Raw genomic sequence first — 26,522 nt, forward strand, 5'->3', positions numbered from 1 at the left:
TGGCAGGGGCAGAAGGACTCGAACCCTCGACCCTCGGTTTTGGAGACCGATGCTCTACCAACTGAGCTATACCCCTATATTGGAAAGGTGCTGATACGCTATCAGAAATAAAAACACAAGCAAAAGCTAGAGTGCCTCAATGTGATTTTTCATTTTTTTCTGCGATTGCTTCTATCTTTTCATCATGTCGAATAAAAAGCACTCAAAGGCACAGAATGGCCCGTTTCTTGATACATTGTTATTCAGAAACGCTAAAACACGCTTTAAAAGGCCTTCATACTGCTTAGCTTGTACCGTTTGGTGACGGTTGATGGTATTTTTAAGAGTGTTTTTTAAAGATTATTCGCTTATATGGCGAATAGATTGGGAACTTTAAAAGTTTTAAAAGTCGGGAAGCAAAAAAATGAATGTTATAACTAGCCTTAAACTCGCGCTTGCAGCAGGAGCCCTATTGGCTGTCACTGCATGCTCGACAGCAGCAGCAACAAGGGATGCAGATGCAGGCAGCGCTAGCATCCAGCCACCTGTTACTATGTCAACTCCGACACCAGTGCAGACACCGACAGCCACTCCCGTCAACGAATCACAAATGCCTTCATTTAGCAGAGCGAAACCAACAGATTCGTTGGGATACAAACTTGGCAATGGTGATACAGTCCGCATCACTGTCTTTGGTGAACCAGACCTTTCTGGTGAATTCCAAGTTGACGGAACTGGCATGATTTCAATGCCATTGATTGGTGAAATAGAAGCCACTGGCCAATCTGTGCGTCAGGTACAACGTTCACTTGAAGAGCAATTTCGCAATGGATACCTAAACAATCCACGCATCTCTGCTGAGGTCATCAATTTCCGCCCATACTATATCCTTGGTGAAGTTAGCCGCCCTGGCGAATACCCCTACTCTGACGGCCTAACCATCCTAAACGCAATTGCAACTGCCGAGGGATATACATACCGAGCCAACAAAAAAGTCATATTTGTACGCGGTGCAGGTGAAAAAGAAGAACGTGAAGTCAAACTGACATCCACAACGCCTGTGCACCCAGGTGACACACTCCGCATTGGTGAGCGTCTGTTCTAACTATCCCATTTGGTAAAGTTAAAACCAAATCAACGGCACATGTATCATTGATCATGTGCCGTTTTTTATGTTTCACTCGCTGCCTAGATATTCTAATGCATAAACTTCCAAATTTTATAAAAAAACGACTAGACGAACGCTAGTTAAATGCGCTAACAGTTCGTTTCTCTGATGAGCGGGTATAGCATAATGGTAATGCACTAGCCTTCCAAGCTATGTACCTCGGTTCGATTCCGTGTACCCGCTCCATTCTCTTTCAATACCCTCCCCAAATACAACACCGCAATCAAGTGCATAAAACGACTTCTAGTTTGCGCAATTGGTGCAATTTTTGCTTATATGTACATTAGATAAAGGCGAGAGTTCTTTATTGGGAAATGTCATTTTCTAACTGAAATAGTCTCGCATTGCCTAACGTCAACTAGCTATAGTATAAAGTTATTTGAGCAAACAATTGAAACGACAACAGTAAAAAAGGGTTCGGGGAATGAATGATACTGTTTTTCATACTTTAGACGATGCAAAAACAATTCTTAAATTCCCTGTTGCGCAGGTGTAATTCATGTCGCTTCACCAAGATACAATTGCTGTTATCATCGCGGCATACAACGCTGAAAATACAATTGCTCAAGCTGTTTCCTCTGCCTTAAAGCAAACAATTGTTTCTCAAGTCATTGTCGTCGACGATGCCTCCAATGACGCAACATCTTCCAATGCGCAGCTAGCTGATGACGGAACAGATCGCTTAATCGTTGTAACGCAAGCTATCAATCAAGGCCCCGCTGCTGCACGTAATGTCGCTTTAGAACGCGTCACTGCAAATTGGTTTACCGTTCTTGACGCAGACGATTATATGCTGGAGGCACGCCTCGAAAAACTGCTTACACTGAACAATAACGAATATGATATTCTCGCAGACGACTTATGGCTCGTGCGAGAGGGTGAATCCATTGATACCAAGACGTCCATGTTGGGTATTGATGCGCAAAGCGGCATCTCTCCGCTTACACTTGAAAGTTTCATCTCTGGCAACATTCCCCAAAAGGACAAAACCAGACGCGAACTTGGCTTCTTAAAGCCTATCATTCGAATGCAAGCCCTCAGAGATATCAAAACATACTATGATGAGAGAATGCGTTTGGGCGAGGACTATGATCTATATGTACGCCTACTCGCAAACGGTGCCAAAGCTGGCCTCACACCAGCTTTGGGATATGTTGCCATACGTCGCACGGATTCATTGAGCGGAAAACATGGGCACACTGATTTACAATTTCTCTATGAAAGTACACGCGCACATCAGAAACTGCCCAATCTATCTTCAGAAGCAAAACACCTCATGCGCCAAGCCCGCTCAAGCGTCTCACTAAGATATCGCTGGGCCAAAATGATACATGACAAAAAAGCAAAAAACCTTCTAGGTTTCTTATCTTGTTTCTTGACGTCTCCTAAAAACATCGCGCTCTTGCTGTCCAATCTAGTAACGTCAATTCTAGATAGAACCATGAAACCTGATAGCTCTAAATCACCAACGGTCTATACTGCCCAAACGAACAAAGTCGCAAAGTAAAACGACGCCCTCATCAAAGGCAGATTAGCAAAATACGCGTTTTTCTTGAAAAAAACCGACCAAACCACCCATAATACATAAATTTTCTGGCTAGCTATTAAGATTATCTTGTCGATGATGGAATTAGAGTTTCATCAACAAAGTATTTTTGTCAGGTGATCTCTTATGGATAGCTACATTTCAGCGACAAGTCAGGACGCACGTGTCATAGAGCTAGATGCATATAGACACGGCTCAAACTTTTCGTCTTACTCTGACGCAGAACCCAACGAAACAAAATGGGCTGCTTGGCAGACTCTATTATTTATCTTGGTCACATGTGGAAGCTTTTGGCTTTCCGTTGGATGGTCTCTAAAAGCAATATTTGGATAAGTAGAAATTCAAATTTTACAGCTCAAATATTTACCCAATAATCCAAAATCAAAAAAGCCTCCTGAAACTTAATTCAGGAGGCTTTTTTATTTATCGGGATATATCGGATGAAGATATATGAAGATGCTTTCTAGTAAGCACCCTTACCTAACAATACTGCTGGGATTGATATAAAGAGAATTTTGATATCGTTCCAAAGCGACCATTCACGGACATATTTAACATCAAGCTCGACGCGTTTTTCAAAACCAGTATCGCTACGTCCACTCAACTGCCACAAGCCAAGAACACCTGGACGCACACTACAATAGACAGCAAAGTCTGACATGCCACCATAATCAGGCGTTTCTGCACGTGTAATCGTACGAGGCCCAATAACCGACATCTCACCTTTGATGATGTTCAGAAGTTGCGGCAATTCATCCAAGCTGGATTTACGCAAGAAGTGTCCAATATTGGTAATACGTGGGTCTTTTTTCAGCTTCTTAAACTGACGCCATTCAGCAGCTGCTTTAGGGTCGTTTTCCAAGACTGATTTCAATTGTTCTTCTGCATTTAAAACCATTGTTCTAAATTTATAACAGTAGAATTCTTTGCCATCGACACCAATACGGCGCTGTTTAAACAGTGCAGGACCGCCATCATTCATCTTTATTAGCACTGCAATCAGTACATAAAGTGGGAATAGAAAAACAACTACTCCCAATGCGAGTGCAACATCTAAGAAGCGCTTTGCGCCACTAAGGCGCGCCTTCGACCAGTTACTTTGATTTTGATCAACTCCGCTTAATCCACTAACGAAGCCACCTTCAATAATTGTATTGTGTTTCACAGCCATTCATCCCATTCGCGTGCTCTACACAGGGGTCCTCGCAAGAACCGCGCCAGTTCCACAACAGACTCAAATTTGAATTGTCAAAAACTGAAAAAACACCCACCGACTCTACTCTAAAAGTTAATTCAATCGTCTAAATTTGGGAGGAAAATTTAACTCTTTTAAGTCTCCCATCCCATTTGTCAGACTTATTTTTACAAATAGAGCAACAGAAAAGAATTGCAATGCGTTAATGTAGTTTTTCTCCAAAGAAGAGAATTTATTTAGCAGTGCATTCTTATTAGGCATTATTGACTTAATTTGGACATGTGTTGCGTGATAAAGCAACCATTTAAATACTGCTTATTAAATACAGATACAATACTCTCAAGCACCCGCTCTAATAAATATTTTCATCAACCAAATAATAGAAACACACATACGTGATGAATACATGAGCACGAACAGCGAATACTATTCATTCTCACTACCAGGTGCCGCTGCAGATCCCGCTAACAATCCACCATCAACGTTAAGTTCTGAGCCTGTCATATACTTAACATCATCACTTGCAAGTAAAAGTGTTAACGCTGCAACTTCTTCAACAGTTCCAAACCTTTTTAAAGGTGTTGACGCCACCATAGCGGCTTCATTTGCATCTCTATCTGCACCATCGCCCAGCATAGCGTCCCATATTGGTGTCATTATCGCTGCGGGGTGCACTGAATTACACCGAATGTTCCAGCCTTTTTGGGCGCAATATAGCGCAACACTCTTAGTATGGTTGCGAATCGCTGCCTTAGATGAAGCATAAGCTGCGGCTCCGGGGATGCCCACAATCCCAGATCGGGAAGACATATTGATGATAGAGCCTTCGCCACGCTCTTTCATCGCGCGTATTGCGTAACGACATCCCAAGAATGTGCCATCAAGATTTACCTGATGGACCCAACGCCATTCTTCAAATGAAACATTTTCCGGATCATGAGGCGAGACTCGCTCCTCAAAACCGGTAATTCCAGCATTATTAACCACCACATCTATCTGAGGAAACTTTTCCTCGACAGCATCCCAAGCTTTTTCTGATGAAACATCCAGATAAAAGAACTCGCCGCCAATTTCATTCGCGAGCTGCTTGCCTTTATCTTCATTGATGTCGGTCACAATAACATGTGCGCCCTGCTCCGAGAATAAACGGCAAATTCCTTCGCCAATTCCCATTGCTGCCCCAGTTACCAAACATTTTTTTCCGCTTAATTTTGTCATAGATCATCTCAAACAACCTCTTGGCCAAGCCAAGAGCACTTGAACGCATACGACTCAATTTAACACACAGTAATGACAGTATTGAATCAGATCGTATGGATACATTAGAAATAGGCTTAATAATTATGTGCAAATAAGGAGCACTCAACAAAAACCTAAATCATCAAACACGATCCTAAAAAATTGCTTTGGTTAAAAGCAGTAAATGGTGGAGGGGACTGGATTCGAACCAGTGTACGCTATGCGGGCGGATTTACAATCCGCTGGATTTAACCACTCTCCCACCCCTCCAAGGGTGTAACACTCTATAAGTGTTAGTAAGATCTATGCTTGACGACAGCTCAAAAACACTTCTAAGCCTGCAATCAATAACCTCACGAAGGGCGCTTTATAGACATGAAGAACAAACCGCGCAAGCAGTCGTTTGCGGACAACACCAAAAAAAATTACAAAAATCAAAAAAAACCAACTTATCAACAACTTCCAGAGGGTGAAGTGTGGATTTGGGGCGTTCACGCGGTCGCTTCAGCTCTTAAAAACAACTCCAGAAAGAAAATTCGGGCGTTTTTTACCCGCAATGGCGCACAGAAACTAGGACTCGATGCGGAGCACCTTCCCCACTACGCTCAACTAGCGGACCCAAAAGACATAGATAAATTAGTTCCACCTGATTCGGTTCACCAAGGCGTCGTTCTTCATGCGCGTGAATTGGACGGTGTGGACTTTGAAGATGTGCTTGCAAATGGCGAAGGCCCAATTGTCATTCTAGATCAGGTCACCGATCCTCAGAATGTCGGTGCCGTATTTAGATCCTGCGCTGCTTTTGGCGCAAAAGCCGTGATTATGCAGACGCGAAACTCTCCAAATCTAGGCGGCGCACTTGCCAAAGCGGCCGTTGGCGCAATTGACATCATTCCAGAAGTCGCCGTCGTAAATATCTCCCGTGCCGTCACTGCGCTAAGTGATGCTGGATGGTGGGTTGTTGGAATGGATGGCAATACTGAAATTGATATTGCGCAGGCCTTTGACACCCCCGCACCGCTAGCCATTGTAATGGGAGCTGAAGGTTCGGGAATTCGTCCCCTTATTGCCAAGGGTTGTAGTCAACTTGCTAAAATTTCGATCTCTCCACAAATGGAAAGCTTAAATGTGTCCAGCGCGGCCTCCATTGCCCTTTATGAAGCCAATCGACAAAACAAGAATAATTCGAACTGAAAAGTCAACAAAACATCAGCCACACCAGCCCGAACTTTTCGTTAAATAGAATTGCATAATATTTGCAGCAGAAAAGCAGAAAATCAGCAATAACTCGACATTAGCTTAGCAGCACTATGGGATTCTATGACGATAAACTCGCAAGTTGAAGCACAAAACAACGCAACCCTTATCGGAGTTGCCACGTTCAAACGCCCCAAACAGCTTCAAGAACTTTTAGAAAGCTTAGAAAAATTAAGCTGGAACAAGGTTGAAATGCCACGCGTTGAGATTGCTATAGTCGACAATGATGCAGACGAAAGTGCACGCGAACTTGTTGAAATGTTTACGAAAAATAGTCACTATCCTATCACTTACCTTACCGAAAGCAGACGCGGTGTTAGTCATGTCAGAAACACGGCGCTCGAGTTTGCTTTATCTCATGAATTTGATTTTCTTGCCTTTATTGATGATGACGAAACAGCCCATACCAATTGGCTTGAAGCATTGCTCATTCGGCAGAACGAAACAAAAGCCGGTGCCGTTTTCGGACAAGTAAATTCTCAATACAATACAGATGCACCAGACTGGATCGCCGCATGGCGTCCACACGCCCATATCATCGAAACAGACGGCATACCAGACAAGCCAGGCGGTACTTGCAATGTCTTGATTGACCTTCAAGCCGTGCAAAATAGCAATATTAGATTCGATCCTAAAATGTCTCTAACAGGTGGAGAAGACACGCTTTTTTTCTATGAAATGCAGGATGCAGGCTACACATTTGCAAGCGCAGCCGCCGCTATTGTGGACGAAGACATTCCTAGCAATCGCGCTCAACCAAACTGGATATTAAAGCGTTGGTATCGCACCGGCATGACGGATTTAATCATTATAAACCGCCATTCAATTGGCCCCGTAGTGAAGCTAAAAGCTGTATTAGGCGGCCTTGTTAGACTGACCATTGGCAGCACAGCAGCGCTACTTTTTTGGATCGCAAACTTCGGCAAACTGAACAAAAAAACAATGGAAAAACTCTACACCGCATATCGCGGTGCAGGCATGTTGTCTTTTGCTTTTGGCCGCACCTACGAAGAATACGGCTCAAAAAAATCCGATTAATTTTAATAACTTAGTAGCTGAATTACTTTCCGCCGCCAAACTTCTCTGTCCACTCCTCGACATGCACATCCTCAATTTTTGAGAACAACACTTCAGGCGCTTTCACTGGCATTCCAATTGGCAATGCTGTTAAGACTGCGGCGACATCGTCAAATTTAAAACTGCGATGTTCTTCAGGGATCCCAATAGCATCAAGAATTTTCTTTCCCGTTTCGGGAATAATTGGAAGTGCCAAAATCCCAAAAAGAGCAACCAAATTAAGACCATAGCGAACACCAACAGCAGCAGCATCTTTATCGGTTTTAAACTTCACCCAAGGCTCAGCCTTCGTCAGATATTCATTCCCCACCGCCCAAATAGCGCGGGTTTCTGCAGCAGCTTTTCTAAACTCCATATTCTCATAATGAGACATCAATATTGGCAAACGTGTTTTGAGCTCGCCTTCAAGCCACGCTTCATCTTCGCCAGCTACGCCGCCATCTGGTAAAACACCGTCAAATTTAGACACGGTATATTTTGTAATCCGATTAACAAAATTTCCTAGAACATTAGCAAGGTCAGAGTTGATCGCTGATTGAAACCCTTCCCATGTGAATGGTGCATCAGACCCTTCTGGCGCATTCGCGATCAAATACCATCTCCAATAATCAGACGGTAGAATTCCCAATGCTTGATCCATGAAAACACCGCGTTTCTGACTGGTAGAGAATTTACCACCATACCAAGTCACCCAATTGAATGCTTTCAATTTATCAACGGTTTTCCAAGGCTCTTGAGACCCAAAGATAGTGACTGGAAACGAGACAGTGTGAAATGCCACATTATCTTTTCCCATAAATTGCACATAGGAGACATCGTCTGCGCCTTTATCTGTACGCCACCAACTTTCCCAATCGCGATTGTCTCCAGCTTCCGCCCATTCTTGCGTTGCTGCTATGTATTCAACAGGCGCATCAAACCAAACATAAAAGACTTTATCTTCAAACCCAGGACGTGGCTTGCCATCTTTCAATACAGGCACCCCCCACTTTAGGTCACGCGTGATCGCACGATCCTGCAAGCCTTCATCTAGCCATTTATAAGCGATGGACCGCGCAAGCTGAGGCCAAGTTTCAGCTTCATCAACCCATGCCCGGATCGTGTCCTGCATTTTTTCCTGCAACAAAAACAAATGGACGGTGTCGCGGATCTCAATGTTCTTAGAACCAGACACAGCAGAATATGGCTCAATAAGGTCCACAGGATCTAATAGGCGCCCACAATTGTCACATTGATCGCCTCGTGCTTTTTCAAACTCACAATGAGGACATGTCCCTTCAACATAGCGGTCCGGTAGAAAACGACCATCATCAACTGAATAAACCTGTTTAGAAGTGCGTTCCTCAATAAGTCCATTCGCTTCGAGTTTCTCAGCGAAGTGTTGAGTGAGCTTTGCGTTCTGCTCACGAGATGACCGACCAAACCAATCAAAGGAAAGCCCAAACCCCTCGCCTGCTGCACGCTGTATCTCATGCTGTTCATCACAATATTCTTGAACACTGATGCCAGCCGCCGATGCTGCTAATTCAGCGGGCGTTCCATGCTCATCCGTCGCACATACATACAAAACATCATCGCCCTTCAATCTCTTGAAACGCGCATAGACATCCGCAGGCAACATGGAGCCAGCGAGATTTCCCAGATGTTTAACACCATTAATGTACGGAAGCGCGGATGTGATCAGGATACGTGACATATTACTTTTCTGTCATAATAGAGTAGAGTAACAAATCGATATGCTTTTATACGGAAAAGCAAACCGATTTGAGCGACGTTGGAGGGATGTTTAACGCGCTCTTTAGGCAAATGAAAAGAGCAGGTTTCAAAGGAGGGGCAAAAGATGCTGAGAATTGGTGGAATAAACGTAATTGGTGTCGTATTGGCGACCATAGCTTTCTATATGATTGGATTTTTGTTTTACGGACTTTTCTTTAAAGATGTTTGGACAGCACACACACTTGCTTCAACTGGCGTCGCAGAACTCGATTCGATTCGTCAAATGACACCCGAACGTCTTGAAGCCGCATGGTATAAAGCTTTTCCTGATGCCAACCCAACTTTATTAATGGGTCTAGGTTTTCTAAATACTCTCATCACCACTATCGTTCTAGCAGTCGTGTTGAGGTTTCTTACAGCTGGTGCTGCGACCATCGCCTCTTATGCGGGCTTTGCGTTACTGCTCGCTATCGGGTTCTCTATCACATCCATTTCCTATGATCATATATATGCTGGAAAATCTCTCATACTGTTCTGGATTGACACAGCACATATATGCATTGGTTTCATTGTAAGCGCTGTCATTCTGTCCTTGTTTGAATAGCTGAAATACTTAGAGTTTTTGCGCGGTGATTTTTTTTGAAAAAACTTCAAAAAAAGGCTTGCATACTGCTTCGCAAAAGATTAGTTACATCACCTCTTCAGGGTGTGCCGGCTTAGCTCAGTTGGTAGAGCAGTTGATTTGTAATCATCAGGTCGCGAGTTCGACTCTTGCAGCCGGCACCATTCTGAAGATTGAAACCACAATGGTACACAAAGCAGCGAACTTGTTCGCCACCATTGTTTCCACAATAGTTTTTATAAAGAATATCAGCTCTTTCGAAGCATGACTTCGCGCGCGCTCATTTTAAAACTAAATCGAAAATGACTAGACGAGCGCTCAATTCGACAAAATCCTGCGCGCACTGATAATACAAAAAAACGCCCCTCCATGCTTATCACATAGAGGGGCGTTTCTATCTAAATAACAATTCTAGTTGTTAATGTAGTACTTAGAGTAAGCTTTATAATTGCTCAATGCAGCACCTGAGTGTTTTGATAGACGTTTCAAGTCCACAAATGTAAGTGCAACACCGGCCACATTCGCTTTAAACTCACGAAGTACACCCAATGTCTGGGCAAGAGCCGCACGACTTGTACGACGCCACCTAGCGGCCACCAACACTTGGTCGGATTTAGCTGCAATCACACGTGTTTCAGCCATCAACAAGATCGGCGCAGTATCAACGATGATCAAATCGTAATCCACTTTCAAACGCTCAATCATTGTATCAAATGTCTTAGATCCAAACACATCACGAGATGTCTTACGGGTCGAAGTCAATGGTAGAATATCTAGATCTGTTTCAGTGTCTTTCTGAATAACATCTTTTAATTCAACTTCACCCAGAAGATATTCAACTAACCCAAATTTCGGTTTCAAACCTGATGTTTCAGTCAATTGGTGACGTCTAAAGTCTCCATCAATCACAAGCGTACGAGACCCAGTCATCGCTGACATACGCGATAGAGATAGCGTCAAACTTGTTTTACCTTCAGCTGGGAATGACGATGTAACAGTCACAAGCTTGGCTGGGTTATCAATGTTTGCAAATTTAACGGAAGCCCTGAGGTTTCGCATAGATTCCGCAAAAGCGGACATTGGATGCTCAATCAGATACTTTGCAGGTTGAACCTTTGAACCAATACCAGACGGAAGCAATGGAACATTCCCAAGGAATGGGACACCATTGCGTTCTTCAATTTCTTCACCTGAAGACACGCGATTGTCCAATAACTCCATCACAAGGACGATACCACCAGCAGCAGCTAGCCCAAGGAATAGACCCAAAGCAAAATTCACTGACTTACGTGGCAAAGCCGCAGCTTGAGGTACATCGGCATATGCAAGCACACGCGCATCAACATCTTGAATAGATTCTTGTTGATTTGTTGTTTTGAACTGAGTCAGAATTTCTTCATACAATGTACGAGACGCTTCAGCATTACGTTCTAGCTCTCGAAGTTTAATCGTTGCACGGTTGTTCTGAGACAATTCACCGCGAAGGTTTCCCAAACTGTCACGGAGACTATCGAGGCGGCGCCTTGAAATTGAAACTTCACTCTCAAGACTTGACACAATACGGCGCACCTCTGCATCGATTTGCGCTCTTAAATCGCGTTCTTCTCCCACAATCGAAATAACATCAGGGTGACGTGGTCCATATTTTGTTTCCAAATCAGCACGTTCCCGTGTGATCTGAGCCTGCTGCGTCCGCAAATTACGGATCACATCAGATTGCAATGCTTCCGCCATAGCTTCAGCACCCGCACCAGTGTTTAATGAATTACGAACAGCAGCCAAACGCGCACGACGCTCTGAATATTCCGCTTCCTGAGCGATCATTTGAGCCTGAATATCTGAAATTTGCTGCTCTGTTAGTGTTTTACCACTCGCACTCAACAATCCCATTTGAGACCGATAGGCTTCCACAGCGCTTTCGGCTGAGCTCAATTCCGCTCTAAGGTCAGTCAATTGTTGATCCAACCAATCATTGGTACGACGCGTCTCTTCAAAGCGAGTATCAAGTTGGTCAACCAAGTATTGATCAGCTACCGCATTCGCAATTGCAGCCGAACGACCCGCATCAATACTACTGGCAGTGACGTAGAATACGAACTTACGGCCATCCCGCTCTGCCTTAACTTTTCCTGCAAGAATTTTAGCAGCCGTAACAATAACGCGTTCAGCTTTTTCTTCTTCTGTCAGAATGCGCTCTTCCACAGGCGTTTCTTCTTCTCCACTTGGGATCAATGAAGAAATGACATTCTTCACCTGAGCTTGAAAGACTTCCATCTGTGTCGGCACATATAGGCTTGGATTAAATTCAGCGAATTTCTGAAGCTCTAGTTTACGAACAACACGTTGTAGCAAAACTGGACTGGTTATAATTTCTAGTTCTGTTTCAAATACGCCTGGGTCTGCCGGCAAGCCAGATAAGACACCCACATCAAGAACAGCGTTTTCCCGCTGATCTACAATCACCTTTGCAGAAGATTGATAAATGGGCGTCATCTGGAGCGTTAGCAAAGCAACAATGCTAAAGATCGTAACAACCACAAACATCAGAAGTGTAAAATTACGTCTTATCGTGCGAACGATTTGGGAAAGACTAATCACCTGACTAGGGCCATTCTGGTTGCCCGGAAACGAACTCATTACATTCGATTCAATTGGATAAGGATATGCCTTGGTCAAAACTACGGTCCTTCAGCGCTATATAAGCTTATAATATACTAAAAAGTGTCGGCCGGAGCCCTTCCCTTATGGGAAGAGCTTCAAACCAACGCCCACTATTGTTTGGTCGTATGTACGTCCACGATTCTCTACACTTGATTCACGGCTATCAAATTGAAGGTTGAAATCTAGGTGTACGTTCGGGTTCATTTTATAAACCGCACCAGCACCAATATTGTAGAAATCTTGATCATATCCAAGCGTGGTGGCTGAACCATCTAGCTCTTCTACACCATAACGAGCGTTTGCATTCAGCAAAAGATTTCTTTTCAACTCGTGAACAACACCCAGTTCACCCTGAGAAACCAAGGCGGACGGAAGATCAATCTGACCCGTGTCAGCTGTATATCTGTTCACGCCCAAAGAAACTGTTGTTAAAGGTGTTGGAAGCCATTGAACATCTGTGTCGATCGCCAATCCTTCAATATCATTAAATTCTGCAGCATCTCGCTCTTCACGAAGGAACCCAACCGCAACTTCACCACGCAACAAACTAGATTGGAAGCTTGTACCAATTTGAGCATTAAAGCCTGATGCATCACGCTTAACACCGACAGTTGGAACTGTATCATACTCACGGTCTGAAACAGCTGTGCTTAAAAAGAACGAAATGTCGGGACTTAGTGCATATTCTGCACGAGCATTGTAAGCTGTCAGCGTATAATCACGATATGAGCGATCATTCTGTATACCGTCATTTAATGCATCGTCTGAAAAACGAATATCATCATATGAGAGATCACGTACATTAGCACCTAAGCTGAAACGAAGCGAATCACGTTGCCAGTTTCCTGCTATTCCACCAGTAACGACGCTGTACTCAGCTGGGTCACTCTGAAGCTCTTGGCTTATCGCAAAAATACCACGTCGCTCTGTAAGCTCTTGTGCGCCCACATTTGCAGTGAAGTTGAACTCTCTAGAAACGTCAATTCGACCACGCAAAAAACCGTTTAGGTTAGTGTGGCTTTCATCACCATTGTCCGTATATTCTTTGTGCGCAGCGCTGGTTGTTAAACCAATTTCGTGACGTCCCCAGTCTGAAGTTAAATTAAGGGCTGGCGTAATAGATACTATAATATCTGAAGTTTCAGAAATTTGCTCTTCTACTCCATTTACCAATGTAGTGTCATTGCTTCCAACAGCATAAACGTTGGAATTAGACTGAAGCCCAAGCCCAAGTTCTGGAGTAAGCTTAAAGCTTCCTAAACGAACTTCACGCGGCTCAAATTCAGGTAGATAACGCTCACCCGCTCCTTGGATCCGGTCACGACGAAACATGTCGTCCTGAGCAACCGCTACTTGAGTACCGATTAGTGTCGTTAGCGCACCAACGCCAATTACTTTGATCATCTTGGACACGAGCATCCCCTTTAAATTTCCGCGCAAACACACGCACAACCTAGATTTCACCCTAAATTGAGCAATATCGAGGCCAATATTCACCACAGGTGACAATTATTCGAATTTAGCGACAGTTTATGCTATAAATCCCTACCGCAATGATGAGATTGACGTCACCTACCCGCCAAAAACACCCTCTGAAACCATGATACACCACAGACATGTTAAATTCAGTTCAATTGCAATGTGCAATTGCTCTAATTGGATTCAGGTCCGATTGATGTTTCAAAATAAACCTTTAACGTATTTGGTAAATTCAAGCAAAGATGAAACTTTCCTAATGCATTTTTAAGTTTGAATTCAGTCTATGCTAGACAGGCTTCCTCAGGATCCAAATTGAATGATATTTATTAACCATTCTACATTTGCATAAATAAAATTATTTCGCGATTGAAATTTTTTCTTTTAAGATTCCCCAAAACTGTCCCAAAACAAATGGAAAAGCATCCATATTGGGAAGAAGAACCCGCAGCACCCCAATAAAGTGTTTCATTTTCAAACATTCAACTATCTGTTGAAAAACGTGGGTGTGCTCCAACCTCAAACGATAGCGTTTTACTGCTTTTTCTTCTGCTTTGGAGAGTTTTCCAGCCTGCCTGACATCAAACCGCTGTGCAGCATCCACTAACTTCGCTGTTAATTCACTTGTTAAGCGATGAGAAATCGAACCTTCCTCAACTTGATAGGCATAGCCAACAAACGGATCGTAAACCATTTTTGCTCCCCCTACCAAAAGATCGGTAACGAGGTAATAGTCTTCAGAATTACGAAGCGTTTCATCATAAGATACATCTAGTTTTTCTAAGCTTGTTGCTCGAAACAAAGGTTTCAAATATCCAAGAGCCGCCGCACCTGACATCATGATGTTCGAACTAACATATTGCTCAAGCCCTATGATGTGACGTTCTTGATATTCCGCATTCTCCAAAAAATTCCCAGTGTCGATCTTCTGCCCTGCCGCATTAACACGCATCATGTTATCAACAATTATGTCTGCATTTTCTTGGTCGCCAACCTGTACAAGTTTATCCAATCTATCTGGCAAGAAAGCATCATCAGAATCGAGAACAGCAATGAAACGCCCTTTGGCCATTTCAATTGCTTTATTTCGCGCTTTAGACGGACCACCATTCACATCTAATTTAAACACACGAATGCGCGCATCTTTTAGGGCTAGTTTTTGAACTGTCTCATATGTTTCATCAGGAGACGCATCATCTACAACAATAACCTCTAACGAAACATTCTGTTGAGACAACGCTGATTCAATTGCATCCTGAATATAATCTTGTGCATTCCAGGCAGCTATTATTACGCTCACATCAATTGGATGGGTCATGCCTTAAAGTCTCACCGAGTAAAAATGAATTCAATTTTTTGCGTACGGGCTAGCCGTAGAAATTGGCACTAAAACAGTTTTTGAGGCCATCATACTCAAGCCCGCTATAAAAATAGTCGCCTTACTTATATCGAAAACATTATACAGCTCAGATTCTGTCAAAGAGCGCGCGATAGCGAGAACAACAACAATTGCAAAGAAAGCCGAGGAAATATCCTGATAGCGGAAAAAATTACTAAAAGCCCGCCAAACACAGAAAATCAGTGGCATTAAAAATAAGACCAGCCCAACATATCCAAGGTGAACTATAATCTCGATGTATGAATTGTGGAAAGAGAAACGCGTTCCCTCTTCTTTATAAAAATACTCCAACCAATTCTCGGCATCTCCACGACCAATTTGCCAGAAACCTTCAGCACCCAATCCCATAACGGGATTTTTAGGGATAAGGTCTTTAGACGCGAACTCCCACAATTCGGTTCGACCGGTCAAAGTCGTGTCTTTACCCATCATGTCTAAGAATGCATTGATAGGACCATCAATAAAAACGGATAAGGCAATAATCAAAGCTGTTGTGAACAACAAAACGACAGCCAACATCAACAGGGTTGTGCCCGCCTGCACGCGCGTCAACGTCTTCCATATCGTTCCCACAAACGTCATAACCATGAACGCTAAAACTGCCAATACGATAGATGTCACAGATTCAACAAGGAAAATACTTACCAAACATAATGGGAGAAACATAGCGGCTGACACTTTTTCCCACACGTATGTTCTTGCTTCATATATCATAAATAAAGACGCAAGAAACATGAACAACATACGCGTCGCAAGGAAGTTTTTTTCAGCAAAACCAACCGGCATACTATGCGACCCTAAATTTGGGAGAAATGCGATCACAATCAAAGCGACGGGTATATACGCGTAGTAAATTGCTCTAATTATTTGTAGCGGCGATAGACGCATAGCAATGTATATAAGGAGTGTCACATCCAACACATGCATAATGCCAAACTTCATTGCCGTTCCGCTATTAGGTGACCACAAAACGGAAAACAGCACCCAAGCAGGAAACAAAAAGAAGAACCACAAATGCCTGAGATAGGGAGTTAGAAACTCTCGATTAAGTCCAATGCTCACTATCATGCCAAGAAGACAGAGATATCGAAGCGCTCCCATACCCGGCAAATCAATAGATGTTGCAAAAAACCAGACAGCAGCAAGCGCGATCTCCCATCCAGCGCCCTCAAAAGGCACGCGTACAGGCATCATTTTGTAGTCTAGAGGTCCTTGTTCGGAATTTTTTTCGTTTGCCAATGGGCTCAATATCACGACTTAAATCCTCTATCGACTTTTTGGATTTCCATCCAGAACGCGGCAAACTGGTAGATATAACGTCTAAAGCCCATACCACAACAGACCTTAAGAAACGAATACTCTCAAATGACAACATTCATTTAAACACTCTACTTTTATCATGATTTCTCAAAGCAAAAACCAGACCAACGGAATTTGACCACTAATCTCAGTCGGAAACTTGGAAAACTTTGAATTCAACTGTACATTAGGTCTGAGAATTGCATCTAATTGTGTCTACGTTTAACTCTGCTCACATATTTCTCAGGGGACTAAGAATGGGATATTTTTCTCGACTCGCACTATCAGGATATCCTTCTTTAATCCGAACAGCCATTTTGGCAGCTGCAGGGGTCTCCATTGCTATGGGCTCCCACATCATAAAAGCCAATGCGGATTCATATTCGGAGCAAGAGCATTATTCCAATCCAAATAATCGGAAACTGTTAGACTCATTTGTGTCCACATTTGAGAATGGTCACAATTATAGACATTGGTATATTTCGGATTTTATCGTTCAGGATGAATTTTTTCAAAATGCTTGGTCCGCAGATAATGTATTATTTATGGACTCAGGTGATGTCGCATTAAGTTTGACTCACCAATCGAGAGGCAAGAAAAAATACACTGGTGCTGAATATCAGAAAACCGGTTGGTCACAATACGGTCGTTATGAAGCTGTGATGATGTCAGCCAAAGGGTCGGGGGTAATAACCGGATTTTTCACGCATACTGGTTCTTATTTCAAAGACCCTCATGATGAGATTGATTTTGAATTTTTGGGAAAAAACTCTGATGAAGTTCAATTCAATATTTACCGCGATGGAAAGCCTATGGGCGGCGAAACAATAAAACTAGGATATGATGCTAGCGAAGAATTTCATCTCTATGCTTTTGAATGGACACCTTCTCGCATCACATGGTTCATCGACAATGAAAAAGTGTTTGAAGCAACAGATAAAGATTTTGATATCCCTGATGCACCTCAACGCTTGATCGCCCAGATTTGGACAGGCAATATCTATGAATGGCACGGAAAACCCAAATTTGATGATGGTGTAAGCGCTGTCGTTCGCTGTATTTCATACACCACCTTAGACGATAATGAATCGTCTAAATGCTCAGATTCTCCTGAATTGCTAGACATGTCAGCCAGTGATCTTGCCGCCAGAAAAGAAAACATAAAGCAGGCTTCTATATCAAACTGACAACAATTCTTTCAAATTAAAAAACAAAAGCCAGTAAATTCCCATTTACTGGCTTTTGTGCGTCTAGAGGTAGGCAAAACCAATATGTTTCCAAAGAAGTCTGCCATGCCTTTCTATTTGGAGGTTGGCACGAAAAAATAGCCCTTAATAAAACCTAACGCCCAGCTATTGTGCATTGCTCCCAGTGCAAAAGCGGCATTAAAGCCCGAAACTTTCTTCAAACTCTTGATCCCCATACACCCAACGATAAAAAGCGCACCAAGATACGCAAGCGGAGCTAGTGTAAATACTGCCAGAAACGGCATGGCTTTTAATAAGCCTGTAAGCGCAAGCAGAACGAACAAGGCTGCGCTACCAAACATCAAAGCTAAATTAATAATCGGAATAGCCTGGCGAAGTTTAGGTGCTGATCCATGCTTTTTCATATTCATCGCGCGCCCACGACCATATTTGAAATACTGCTTCCATACACCTCTAAAAGTGGGTCGAGGCATATATTTTATACGAGATTCCGCATCCATATAAATTTTGTATCCCGCTTGCGTGACACGATAATCATATTCAGCATCCTCATTGTGAGAGAAGTTTTCATCATACCCCCCAATTTCTTTGAATATGGCCAAATCAAATGCTGCATGATGACCATGATCAACATAACCCGAACCGGTGCCGCCACGATGCGCCGAACCTCCACTACCAAAAGGCTTATCAACCACCCACGCATTCGCTTCTTGAAATCCTGTTGTTCCAACAGCATCCATAGGTACAACGACAGATGCCGCACCAATTTCCTTTAATTTAGCAGCTGTTTTCAACACGAAATTTTCTGGATAAATAGAATGCGCATCACAACGCACCATAATGGTGCATGAAACCGCCGCATTTTCTGCTGCTAGGTTCAATGCAGCTGATTGCAGTTTTTTCTCATTGTGCAGATATGAGAGATTTGGAAACTCTTGCATAAGCGTTTCTACAATCTGAACCGTGTTGTCAGTACTCCCCCCATCTACCACAATGAATTGCACTTCGCGCAACAAAGTATCACCAATCATTAGAGACTTTAGACACTCTTCAATATAATTTTCTTCATTCAAAGTCGGAATAACTGCAACAATTTGTTGAGCTAGATCTTGTGAATAGGTCAAAATATATCAATCTCCGTTGAACGACTGCATATACAGTGTCAGGCCGTACTCTGTCATGGAAAGCAATTTAAACGCCAATTGCTTATAGAAAAATCAAACTAGCAAATGTCTACGTGTCTCTTATCTATTTGAAGTAAATAAAAACACATGAAATTTGAGCTTTGGGCTGGAAACAAAGCAGTATATTAGTCATAATCACCTTGTCCGGCCAATAAGTTTTCCAATTCTGATAGCCCACCTAAAAGTGATAAACTGAGGAAGTTTTTACGACATGACAGCGACCATCGCAGCTATTGCAAATCTTAAAGGCGGCGTTGGTAAATCTACAACCACAGTGATGTTAGCTGATGGTCTATCCTATTTCTATGGACTCAATGTTTGTGTCGTTGATCTTGATGCACAGGCAAACTCAAGCCAAATGCTACTCACCGAACGCGGTGTTCAGATGGCCTATGAGCAAGGCAAAGGTGCCACACACCTATTAAGCAGCTTCATAAAAGGCGAACCTGCCAATGTCGCAGAGTTTATCGCTCCCAACGCTGTTACCTTGGAAGAATTGCGAATTGCAGAAGAAAATGACGAACGACTAGGCTGGATTTCGGCACTTCCGTCTCATCCCCACCTTCGCCTTCAAGAAATGGGACTAGAAGAAACTTGGTATTCCCAAGCTGGGACACCAACTTCGCTCGCGGCAAAGCTCGCTGAACATTTCAAAAGCGGCTTTGATGCCCTGCGCGAATATTATGATGTTATTCTGCTGGATTGCCCCCCTCATTTGTCTCCACTATCACGTGCCGGTTTATCTCTAGCTGATGTTTTCGTCATGCCAACAATTGCAGACGCTGTCTCCACATGGGGGACAAAACAATTTTCAGACTGGGTTGGAGCCAATATAGCCCCAGATCTACCAAAACGAAACTTTGTGCTGATCACACGCTTTAGAAACACAGCTTATGCAAAACAAGTTGCAAGCGAATTACAAGATATTTACCTTAAGGATAGATGGTTTGGGCCAAAAATCCCTGAATCTGTGCACGTCCTAAATGCAATGGAACGTGCAGCTCCAGATAGTTATGACACATTTCGTGGTAAATATGGTGGCGTAAAAGGTGACGTTAAGAGACTTTCAGAACGTTTCACCGACTTTCTAAGCCAACGAACAGGACACAAATGGCAGAAGATGAGAGACTAGACGCAGTTGCATATCTTGATCGGTTTTTTGACGAACTGAGAGATGAGGTGCGGACCAACCCCAAATTCGCTGACCGACTTGTCAAAGCTATGGGTGGCAAAGTCGTGTTTGAAGATGCGACAAAAACAGACATCGCCAATCCATACATTCTTGTGGCCGACAGCAGCAAATCTGAATTTTATTCAGTATTTTCATCACTCAAGCAGTCGCAACTCAAGAAGATATTAAAAGACAACAATCTGGCGACTTCAGTTGATGTACGTGGAAAATCTGCAAGCCAATTGGTAGACATGCTATATGACCGCGCTTCACTGAAAGTTACGGAACGCAAATCAAGTTATTTTTAGAGGTAACTAAAGTTCAATCTATATGAACAATTAGGCTCCAACCTTTAATCTCACTCCCCTCAGGAGGCGTGGGAAGATTGGAGATTTCTAAATCATTTGATTCAATATCAATCAATTCACCAGTTGATACTTTCAGGAAATGGTGATGCTCAGATGTATTCGTATCGAACACAACACTTGCTCCACCAGCATCTATCTGACGAAGCAACCCGATTTCAACAAAACTATTTAGCGTGTTGTAAACACTCGCTAATGAAACAGAATTATTTGAACTTACCAATTCCTTGGCAACCCATTCAGCAGACACATGCCGCTGGACCCCATCCATCAGCAACAACTCTGCAACGGCAAGCCTTGGCCGTGTCAGCCGCATGCCGTTTTCTTCAAATAATCGAGAGAGCTTTTCCTGAGTCATATTCAATACTTAGTCAAACAGACATAGAACTGCAAGATGCTTGTGAAATATACCTTTTAAAGGGCAAATATCTGCCGAAACAAATATCCGGCAGATACACGCATATTTAAGAGCTGGAATTAATCCAAAATCTAACGTCTTGCATCCTGTGTTTTCTGGATTAAGCGCATAGTCGTTGGGTCACGCTCTTTTGACGTTTCACCGGAAATTGCATTATCGATTTCTTCCGCCATAACTTTACCCAGCTCTACACCCCATTGATCAAACGGGTTGATACCAAGCAACATGCCGTATGCAAAAGTGCGATGCTCATACATTGCGATTAGCGCGCCAACAGAGCGCGGTGTGATGTCTTCAAGTAAAAACATAGAAGAAGCACGACCGCCATCCATATGCATGTGCGGTGCACGCATTTTGATGGTTTCTTCGTCAACGCCTTTTTCCCTTAATTGGGCTTCAGCCTCAGCTTCAGAACGCCCTACAAGAAATGCTTCTGCTTGCGCATAGGCGTTCGCTAGCAAGGATTGTCCATTCTTCTTATCGCCCTCTTTTACACCCGCATTTAAAGACACGACAAATTCAGCAGCTGACCTATCTATTCCCTGATGCAACAACTGATGGAAGGAGTGCTGCCCCAATGTGCCAACAGATCCCCAAGTAATCGGTGCAGTAATATCGGTTTTAACTCCCCGCCCTGAAGCAGCAGATTTTCCGTTCGATTCCATCTCTAATTGCTGCAAAAAGTCTGGAAGTTTTCTCAAGCGATGCGCGTATGCCAACACGACGCGAGATGCAATCCCTCTTTGAGAATGCACATGATAATCCATCATAGCTAACTTGGCAGGCAGATTATCTTTTAGCGGAGCATCTCTGAAGTGGGCATCCATCTCAGCAGCCCCACCAAGAAATTCAGACCATATTTCTGACCCTAAAGCGATCATCAATGACAAACCCACCGACGACCATACTGAGTAACGTCCACCAACGGCTGAATCCATTGGAAAAATACGATCAGCTGGCGCTCCCCATGCTTGTGCAAGGTCTGGCGCGGAAGATACCGCCGCCATGTGATCATTTAAATTGTCTTCACCAAGCTCAGAGATCAACCATTGGCGAGCCAGTTGCGCGTTTGCTTGCGTTTCAGGTGTTTTGAATGATTTTGAAACCACTATAACCAGCGTCGATTTAGCATCCAAGCCCTCTGTTGCTTCAGCAAAATCAGCAGGGTCTACATTTGCACAAAATCGAATATTTGGACCTTTATGCCCTAATGGACGTAAAGCATCCCAGATCAAGCGAGGCCCTAAGTCTGACCCACCTATGCCGATATGCAAAATTGTCTTTACTTCAAACCCAAGCGCACCTGAACTGACTTTATCAGCAAATTCACGGCATGCTTTAGCTTGTTCAGCAAATTCGGATGCCTTTGCTAGATGATCATTATTTCCACGAAGCGCCCAATGCAAAGCGGGACGGTTTTCTGATCCGTTTATAACCTCTCCAGCAAACAACATTTGAATCGATTGTGTTAGTTCCTGGCTGTCAGCAAACTCCATAATTTCTGCTAGCGCTGCGCCAGAAAATGGTTGGCGAGTTACATCAGCTTCAATGTGAGGTCCCACCCAAACAAATTCATTTAGTCGCCCTTCTTCGCGAGCGATATCCTTTAGCGGCTGCGAATGGCTAGCGCCTATTGTATCTGTCATGACATTTTCCTTGCTTGCCAAGCTCTTTTCAAATGAATGTATTATTTCATCAAAAAAAGCATGTTTATCCGTTGGGTAGCTTTAATAGGTTTGATACACTTCTTTATTAAGCTGGTCACGTACTCAAGGAGCAAGTTTGTATGTTTAAAATCCACTTTTTCGCATTAGCAATGTTAGCGCCAACATTTTTGATGGGATGTGGGGAAGAAAACACGAATACAGCAGCTCCACTACCTTCACAAAATGCTCTTTCATCCGAATCAAATGAGGATGAAACATCCACCTCCAATGACGTTGTCGACAACTCCTTAGTCACGCCGCCTGCTCAAAATGTTAAACTGGCGCAACTCCCCGCCCCATATAACACTGCTGACTACGATAAAGGGCGTCGGCAATATTCAACCTGCAAATCCTGCCACAACCTTATCGAAGGTGCAGGACATCGTGTTGGACCCAATTTGCACGGTGTTTTCGACCGAAACATTGGACAAGCCGAAGGTTTCAAATATTCAAAAGCAATAGAAGCCGCAGATTTTCAATGGACTCCTGAACGCCTAGATCAATGGCTTGCTAATCCACGTAAATTCCTACCTGGAAACCGTATGACTTTTGCTGGTATTTCTAATGCAACCCAACGTGAAAACTTAATTGCTTATCTTATGGTTGAAACAGCCAAATAAATTTAAGCCCCAACTGTTTCAAAGCTAAAATTTTCGCCAGATAGACATGAAGGCACTATTTTCTTCAAAAGCACCGCTGATTTCCTTTCGAACACCAGCCCCCACAAAGCTCTTACCCACTTGACGGCTCACGCCGACTTCCAGTTTCGTAAATTCTCGTCCGGGAAATTTTTCACCAAAAGCCTTCACCTGCACATCCCATTTCTCTGCTGGCTGAACTCCTATAACAACATCCGTCGTCACATGCTCACACCCTTGGCGCGCACCGACGGCTGTTTCAACAAATGCATAGGCAGGTTTATTGGCCAGTTTACTAGAATACCCTAACGCAGCTCCAACTTCCGCACCGAATCCACCGCATGATTGATCGTCCAGTCTTTCTCCCACAAAAACACTGGAGACTGCTGAAATATGCAAAGCGTCTTTCACCCAGACTTCACGACGAACCCCAATTTCACCTGATGTTCTATCATTGTAATTGTCTAGGACACGCCAAACTGTTTCAACCTTGCTGACCACAGTCCAATCAGACGTCAAGCCATACTCTAAATAAGAATCTTGTCGCCAATTTTTGCCAAAATCACCATTTTCATAGCTAACATTTAGCGACTGATATCCAGTATCCTTTTCTAATGTCCACGCACTTGCATGCGCCACTGGCACGAAAAGAAACGACTTAAAACACCCCGCCACAACAGAGAATGCGCATACCCTACTTGAACTTTGCACCCCAATTCCCCCATAACACCCCAATTATTGGAAATGTTGAGTGCAAATATTTGGAAAAACAAATACATTCCCCTTTTTTAACAGTGACTTCGCCTAATACTTGCAAAATATTGTCGCTAATGAGCTTGACGAAAGCAGCCATATATTCACCAATCAATTCAAAACCTTTTGGGAATGATTGCGTTGACTTAAACCAATCAAAGAAAGCGTTTAAAATGAGAATAAAAATATGAATGCAACATCACCGCGGATACATTTTATTGCGAGTGCAAGACCAGAAGCCAAAACAGCATTCGCAACACTCACGCGCAGATACGGCCAAAATGATATAGACAAAGCAGATGTCGTGGTCGCTTTAGGTGGTGATGGAACCATGCTTGAAGCTCTACACACTCGTTTTCATGATGACCTACCCGTCTATGGAATGCATCGAGGCTCTGTCGGCTTTCTTATGAACGACTATTCTGATGACAATTTAATAGAAAGGTTAGATTCAGCGGTTCGAGCGATTATCCACCCTTTGATTATGAAAGCCACGCTTATGAGTGGTGAAGAAGTTGTCTACCGTGCGATCAACGAAGTATCACTTATCAGGCAAACAGCCCAAGCCGCCAAATTGCGAATATTTGTAGATAACAAAGAACAATTAGATGTTTTGGCTTGTGATGGTGTACTGGTCGCGACTCCAGCAGGTTCAACAGCCTATAACCTCTCAGCCCACGGTCCAATTCTTCCAATCAGATCAAACCTGCTCGCACTTACGCCAATATCACCATTTCGACCTCGTCGTTGGCGCGGAGCATTGTTACGGCATGATGCAATCGTGCGGTTTGAAACAATTGATGGCGAGCATCGCTCAGTAGCAGCCACAGCTGACACCCAAGAAGTTCGCAATGTGAAAGTTGTAGAAGTGCGGGAAGACAGACAAACTTCGCTCACCCTCCTTTTTGATGAAGGGCAAGCTCTGGAAGATCGTATCCTTCAAGAGCAATTCGCATATTAAAAGGATATCACTCCAAACGTCTTGTTAACCTCTCTTCGCCTATGATTAATTGGATATGAAGTAAATTAACGGCTACTTTTCGCAGCCAATACTACAAATAGTAAGAAATGGATTTCACCATGGGCAAAGCTAAACCGATTGAGATTTTTACGCCTCCAAACGCGCTAAAGGCTAAAGTCGGCGGTAGTCTTTCTCCTATGGATCGCGGTGCCGTTGCAAAAGCAGATGCCGCACTTTCTAACCTTTCGACAGAATTCCAAAGCTGGATAGAAGATGAGCTCAATCGGCTAGAAGAGGCATGGGCATTATTCACATCTCAATCAGACAAAATTGTTGCAGTCACAAATGTACACGCCGTCGCCCACGACCTTAAGGGGTTAGCGAAGACATATGAATACCCTCTCGTTGGTCGCATGGCAGCTTCACTGTGCCGATTAACAAATGATGAGGTAGACCGCTCTAAGTCCCCTGAAAATCTAATTCGCGCGCACATTGATGGTGTTCGTGCTGCTATTAAAGGGCGAATCAAAACAGAAGAACACCCTGTTGGATCCATTCTAGTAACTGAAATGGAAACCCAAGTAACTGATTTTGAAGAAAAAAATTCTATAATCACTGATACAGACCCATCATAGAAAATTCTTCAAGATTTAAATTACTTACAAATCCTAACAATATTTGTTTGATGTTCTTGGAAATTCATCTTCGCGGCTTCGCGGAGTATAAAAGTTAATCTGATAGCTTGTGCCCATAAATATATTATAAAATGGACCGAGCCGCATGACACTTGCCACACCTTTCAAAGTTATTGCGAATGATAATGATATTGCGACCACTCGCGAGTCAAAAATTCGTTTCGCGAAAATTCAAGATCTCAAGACAGGCGAGACCATTGGCATAGATGCCCAGATAGAATCCTCATTTGAAGAAACCGCTTTATTTGGTTTCGCATCAGGAAACCCACACCAACATTGCTCGGCTCGTTGGCTGGGAGAACAAATTGAGCGCGCAGGAAGACTCGCAACCGAGCAAAACATTCCCGAAAGACCGATTTCCATTATCGCACCATTGGCTGCCCTATCGCACCCAGATGCGCCTATGGCCGCAGAAGCCGGCGCTCGCAGAGCCAATATTTGCGTGCAGGAAATACGCATAGAATTCCCAGATGCTTCAATTTACGAAGCTGAAGACATCGCCCCAGCATATATTGAGAGCTTTTTTTCTCGCGGATTTAGAGTTGGAATAGACGCACGCCAGTCTTGGCGCAGTCCGTTTGGCGCATACCTAAGTTCAGTCATAGAAGCAGTTCGCCTGAACGCGGTTGCATTAGATGATGATGCACCATTTACAGCCGACAGAATCGAAAACGCTTACGGATCAGGTGCAATGCTATTTGCTGAAAATGCAAATTGGACCGATGCAGAACGCCTATCAAATATGGGTGTACGATACGCTGTAAATCCCAAATTGAATGGATAGTGAAT

The 26,522-nt window shown here is 43.4% G+C and carries 24 protein-coding genes and 4 tRNA genes; 15 read left to right on the plus strand and 13 right to left on the minus strand.

Going from position 1 to position 26,522, the window contains the following annotated elements:
* Positions 1–76 (minus strand) — tRNA-Trp (locus HBAL_RS10555).
* A gap of 327 nt (positions 77–403) precedes the next feature.
* On the opposite strand from HBAL_RS10555, the gene HBAL_RS10560 reads away from it, so the two are divergent.
* The 4 genes from HBAL_RS10560 to HBAL_RS16710 all read left to right on the plus strand — a co-directional run bounded on the left by HBAL_RS10560 (position 404) and on the right by HBAL_RS16710 (position 3,026).
* Positions 404–1,084 (plus strand): polysaccharide biosynthesis/export family protein, encoded by a 681-nt coding sequence (locus tag HBAL_RS10560; RefSeq protein WP_015827936.1) that lies wholly within the window; start codon positions 404–406, stop codon positions 1,082–1,084.
* Between the two features lie 175 nt (positions 1,085–1,259).
* Positions 1,260–1,333, plus strand: a tRNA-Gly gene (locus HBAL_RS10565).
* A 313-nt stretch (positions 1,334–1,646) separates the two neighbouring features.
* The gene (locus HBAL_RS10570; protein WP_015827937.1) at positions 1,647–2,654 is read left to right on the plus strand and encodes a glycosyltransferase family 2 protein; all 1,008 of its coding nucleotides are present in this window, start codon (positions 1,647–1,649) and stop codon (positions 2,652–2,654) included.
* A gap of 165 nt (positions 2,655–2,819) precedes the next feature.
* Positions 2,820–3,026 (plus strand): hypothetical protein, encoded by a 207-nt coding sequence (locus HBAL_RS16710; protein ID WP_015827938.1) that lies wholly within the window; start codon positions 2,820–2,822, stop codon positions 3,024–3,026.
* Between the two features lie 130 nt (positions 3,027–3,156).
* Here the strand turns inward: HBAL_RS16710 and HBAL_RS10575 are convergent, their stop codons facing one another.
* The 3 genes from HBAL_RS10575 to HBAL_RS10585 all read right to left on the minus strand — a co-directional run bounded on the left by HBAL_RS10575 (position 3,157) and on the right by HBAL_RS10585 (position 5,397).
* A complete protein-coding gene (locus tag HBAL_RS10575) occupies positions 3,157–3,858 on the minus strand; it encodes a sugar transferase (RefSeq protein ID WP_083773151.1) in 702 nt (233 codons plus the stop codon).
* A 456-nt stretch (positions 3,859–4,314) separates the two neighbouring features.
* Positions 4,315–5,106: an SDR family NAD(P)-dependent oxidoreductase gene (locus HBAL_RS10580; RefSeq protein ID WP_015827939.1), complete on the minus strand. Its 792-nt coding sequence runs from the start codon at positions 5,104–5,106 to the stop codon at positions 4,315–4,317.
* A 206-nt stretch (positions 5,107–5,312) separates the two neighbouring features.
* A tRNA-Tyr gene (locus HBAL_RS10585) sits at positions 5,313–5,397 on the minus strand.
* Between the two features lie 105 nt (positions 5,398–5,502).
* Here HBAL_RS10585 and HBAL_RS10590 point away from each other — a divergent pair.
* Positions 5,503–6,321, plus strand: coding sequence for a TrmH family RNA methyltransferase (locus HBAL_RS10590; protein WP_015827940.1), 819 nt, complete (start codon positions 5,503–5,505; stop codon positions 6,319–6,321).
* Positions 6,322–6,447: 126 nt separating this feature from the next.
* Positions 6,448–7,422, plus strand: a complete 975-nt coding sequence (locus HBAL_RS10595; protein WP_015827941.1) for a glycosyltransferase — start codon at positions 6,448–6,450, stop codon at positions 7,420–7,422.
* 22 nt (positions 7,423–7,444) lie between these two features.
* Here the strand turns inward: HBAL_RS10595 and metG are convergent, their stop codons facing one another.
* The gene (gene metG, locus HBAL_RS10600) at positions 7,445–9,157 is read right to left on the minus strand and encodes a methionine--tRNA ligase (protein WP_015827942.1); all 1,713 of its coding nucleotides are present in this window, start codon (positions 9,155–9,157) and stop codon (positions 7,445–7,447) included.
* A gap of 144 nt (positions 9,158–9,301) precedes the next feature.
* Here metG and HBAL_RS10605 point away from each other — a divergent pair, with 144 nt between their 5' ends.
* The gene (locus HBAL_RS10605) at positions 9,302–9,781 is read left to right on the plus strand and encodes a DUF1761 domain-containing protein (RefSeq protein WP_015827943.1); all 480 of its coding nucleotides are present in this window, start codon (positions 9,302–9,304) and stop codon (positions 9,779–9,781) included.
* A gap of 106 nt (positions 9,782–9,887) precedes the next feature.
* A tRNA-Thr gene (locus tag HBAL_RS10610) sits at positions 9,888–9,963 on the plus strand.
* Positions 9,964–10,210: 247 nt separating this feature from the next.
* Here HBAL_RS10610 and HBAL_RS10615 read toward each other — a convergent pair.
* The 4 genes from HBAL_RS10615 to HBAL_RS10630 form a co-directional block, all read right to left on the minus strand.
* Complete coding sequence (locus tag HBAL_RS10615; protein ID WP_199285688.1) at positions 10,211–12,436, minus strand: GumC family protein; 2,226 nt, start codon at positions 12,434–12,436, stop codon at positions 10,211–10,213.
* Positions 12,437–12,541: 105 nt separating this feature from the next.
* Positions 12,542–13,879, minus strand: coding sequence for an outer membrane beta-barrel protein (locus HBAL_RS10620; RefSeq protein ID WP_015827945.1), 1,338 nt, complete (start codon positions 13,877–13,879; stop codon positions 12,542–12,544).
* Positions 13,880–14,294: 415 nt separating this feature from the next.
* Positions 14,295–15,254, minus strand: coding sequence for a glycosyltransferase family 2 protein (locus tag HBAL_RS10625; RefSeq protein WP_015827946.1), 960 nt, complete (start codon positions 15,252–15,254; stop codon positions 14,295–14,297).
* A 30-nt stretch (positions 15,255–15,284) separates the two neighbouring features.
* Positions 15,285–16,589, minus strand: coding sequence for an O-antigen ligase family protein (locus HBAL_RS10630; RefSeq protein ID WP_015827947.1), 1,305 nt, complete (start codon positions 16,587–16,589; stop codon positions 15,285–15,287).
* Between the two features lie 302 nt (positions 16,590–16,891).
* Here HBAL_RS10630 and HBAL_RS16385 point away from each other — a divergent pair, with 302 nt between their 5' ends.
* Complete coding sequence (locus HBAL_RS16385) at positions 16,892–17,821, plus strand: glycoside hydrolase family 16 protein (RefSeq protein WP_015827948.1); 930 nt, start codon at positions 16,892–16,894, stop codon at positions 17,819–17,821.
* 113 nt (positions 17,822–17,934) lie between these two features.
* On the opposite strand, the gene HBAL_RS10640 is transcribed toward HBAL_RS16385, so the two are convergent.
* A complete protein-coding gene (locus tag HBAL_RS10640) occupies positions 17,935–18,966 on the minus strand; it encodes a glycosyltransferase family 2 protein (protein WP_015827949.1) in 1,032 nt (343 codons plus the stop codon).
* A gap of 271 nt (positions 18,967–19,237) precedes the next feature.
* On the opposite strand from HBAL_RS10640, the gene HBAL_RS10645 reads away from it, so the two are divergent.
* Positions 19,238–20,158 carry a ParA family protein gene (locus HBAL_RS10645; RefSeq protein ID WP_015827950.1) on the plus strand — a complete coding sequence of 307 codons (921 nt, stop codon included), beginning with the start codon at positions 19,238–19,240 and terminating at the stop codon, positions 20,156–20,158.
* Positions 20,137–20,505, plus strand: a complete 369-nt coding sequence (locus HBAL_RS10650; protein WP_041301538.1) for a hypothetical protein — start codon at positions 20,137–20,139, stop codon at positions 20,503–20,505. The genes HBAL_RS10645 and HBAL_RS10650 overlap by 22 nt, the downstream gene beginning before the upstream one ends.
* 13 nt (positions 20,506–20,518) lie before the next feature.
* On the opposite strand, the gene HBAL_RS10655 is transcribed toward HBAL_RS10650, so the two are convergent.
* Both HBAL_RS10655 and pgi read right to left on the minus strand, forming a co-directional pair.
* Positions 20,519–20,920 carry a Fur family transcriptional regulator gene (locus HBAL_RS10655; RefSeq protein ID WP_015827951.1) on the minus strand — a complete coding sequence of 134 codons (402 nt, stop codon included), beginning with the start codon at positions 20,918–20,920 and terminating at the stop codon, positions 20,519–20,521.
* Positions 20,921–21,051: 131 nt separating this feature from the next.
* Positions 21,052–22,626 carry a glucose-6-phosphate isomerase gene (gene pgi, locus HBAL_RS10660; RefSeq protein WP_015827952.1) on the minus strand — a complete coding sequence of 525 codons (1,575 nt, stop codon included), beginning with the start codon at positions 22,624–22,626 and terminating at the stop codon, positions 21,052–21,054.
* 140 nt (positions 22,627–22,766) lie between these two features.
* Between pgi and HBAL_RS10665 the strand changes: the two genes are divergently transcribed.
* On the plus strand, positions 22,767–23,306 hold the full coding sequence (locus tag HBAL_RS10665; RefSeq protein WP_015827953.1) for a c-type cytochrome: 540 nt from the start codon (positions 22,767–22,769) through the stop codon (positions 23,304–23,306).
* Between the two features lie 24 nt (positions 23,307–23,330).
* Here the strand turns inward: HBAL_RS10665 and HBAL_RS10670 are convergent, their stop codons facing one another.
* Positions 23,331–24,035, minus strand: coding sequence for a hypothetical protein (locus HBAL_RS10670; protein ID WP_015827954.1), 705 nt, complete (start codon positions 24,033–24,035; stop codon positions 23,331–23,333).
* A gap of 229 nt (positions 24,036–24,264) precedes the next feature.
* Between HBAL_RS10670 and HBAL_RS10675 the strand changes: the two genes are divergently transcribed.
* The 3 genes from HBAL_RS10675 to HBAL_RS10685 all read left to right on the plus strand — a co-directional run bounded on the left by HBAL_RS10675 (position 24,265) and on the right by HBAL_RS10685 (position 26,517).
* Positions 24,265–25,038, plus strand: coding sequence for an NAD kinase (locus tag HBAL_RS10675; protein WP_015827955.1), 774 nt, complete (start codon positions 24,265–24,267; stop codon positions 25,036–25,038).
* A gap of 119 nt (positions 25,039–25,157) precedes the next feature.
* Positions 25,158–25,673 (plus strand): Hpt domain-containing protein, encoded by a 516-nt coding sequence (locus tag HBAL_RS10680; RefSeq protein WP_015827956.1) that lies wholly within the window; start codon positions 25,158–25,160, stop codon positions 25,671–25,673.
* 145 nt (positions 25,674–25,818) lie between these two features.
* Positions 25,819–26,517, plus strand: coding sequence for a hypothetical protein (locus HBAL_RS10685; RefSeq protein ID WP_015827957.1), 699 nt, complete (start codon positions 25,819–25,821; stop codon positions 26,515–26,517).
* The last annotated feature ends 5 nt before the right edge of the window (positions 26,518–26,522 follow it).

Origin of the sequence: Hirschia baltica ATCC 49814 (assembly GCF_000023785.1) — a bacterium.
GTDB lineage: Bacteria > Pseudomonadota > Alphaproteobacteria > Caulobacterales > Hyphomonadaceae > Hirschia > Hirschia baltica.

Excerpts from the sequence above, each read along its gene's own strand:
- HBAL_RS10560 (WP_015827936.1), top strand. The coding sequence starts at position 404 with ATGAATGTTATAACTAGCCTTAAACTCGCGCTTGCAGCAGGAGCCCTA.
- HBAL_RS10570 (WP_015827937.1), top strand. The coding sequence starts at position 1,647 with ATGTCGCTTCACCAAGATACAATTGCTGTTATCATCGCGGCATACAAC.
- HBAL_RS16710 (WP_015827938.1), top strand. The coding sequence starts at position 2,820 with ATGGATAGCTACATTTCAGCGACAAGTCAGGACGCACGTGTCATAGAG.
- HBAL_RS10580 (WP_015827939.1), bottom strand. The coding sequence starts at position 5,106 with ATGACAAAATTAAGCGGAAAAAAATGTTTGGTAACTGGGGCAGCAATG.
- HBAL_RS10590 (WP_015827940.1), top strand. The coding sequence starts at position 5,503 with ATGAAGAACAAACCGCGCAAGCAGTCGTTTGCGGACAACACCAAAAAA.
- HBAL_RS10595 (WP_015827941.1), top strand. The coding sequence starts at position 6,448 with ATGACGATAAACTCGCAAGTTGAAGCACAAAACAACGCAACCCTTATC.
- metG (WP_015827942.1), bottom strand. The coding sequence starts at position 9,157 with ATGTCACGTATCCTGATCACATCCGCGCTTCCGTACATTAATGGTGTT.
- HBAL_RS10605 (WP_015827943.1), top strand. The coding sequence starts at position 9,302 with ATGCTGAGAATTGGTGGAATAAACGTAATTGGTGTCGTATTGGCGACC.
- HBAL_RS10615 (WP_199285688.1), bottom strand. The coding sequence starts at position 12,436 with ATGAGTTCGTTTCCGGGCAACCAGAATGGCCCTAGTCAGGTGATTAGT.
- HBAL_RS10620 (WP_015827945.1), bottom strand. The coding sequence starts at position 13,879 with ATGCTCGTGTCCAAGATGATCAAAGTAATTGGCGTTGGTGCGCTAACG.
- HBAL_RS10625 (WP_015827946.1), bottom strand. The coding sequence starts at position 15,254 with ATGACCCATCCAATTGATGTGAGCGTAATAATAGCTGCCTGGAATGCA.
- HBAL_RS16385 (WP_015827948.1), top strand. The coding sequence starts at position 16,892 with ATGGGATATTTTTCTCGACTCGCACTATCAGGATATCCTTCTTTAATC.
- HBAL_RS10645 (WP_015827950.1), top strand. The coding sequence starts at position 19,238 with ATGACAGCGACCATCGCAGCTATTGCAAATCTTAAAGGCGGCGTTGGT.
- HBAL_RS10650 (WP_041301538.1), top strand. The coding sequence starts at position 20,137 with ATGGCAGAAGATGAGAGACTAGACGCAGTTGCATATCTTGATCGGTTT.
- HBAL_RS10655 (WP_015827951.1), bottom strand. The coding sequence starts at position 20,920 with ATGACTCAGGAAAAGCTCTCTCGATTATTTGAAGAAAACGGCATGCGG.
- pgi (WP_015827952.1), bottom strand. The coding sequence starts at position 22,626 with ATGACAGATACAATAGGCGCTAGCCATTCGCAGCCGCTAAAGGATATC.
- HBAL_RS10665 (WP_015827953.1), top strand. The coding sequence starts at position 22,767 with ATGTTTAAAATCCACTTTTTCGCATTAGCAATGTTAGCGCCAACATTT.
- HBAL_RS10675 (WP_015827955.1), top strand. The coding sequence starts at position 24,265 with ATGAATGCAACATCACCGCGGATACATTTTATTGCGAGTGCAAGACCA.
- HBAL_RS10680 (WP_015827956.1), top strand. The coding sequence starts at position 25,158 with ATGGGCAAAGCTAAACCGATTGAGATTTTTACGCCTCCAAACGCGCTA.
- HBAL_RS10685 (WP_015827957.1), top strand. The coding sequence starts at position 25,819 with ATGACACTTGCCACACCTTTCAAAGTTATTGCGAATGATAATGATATT.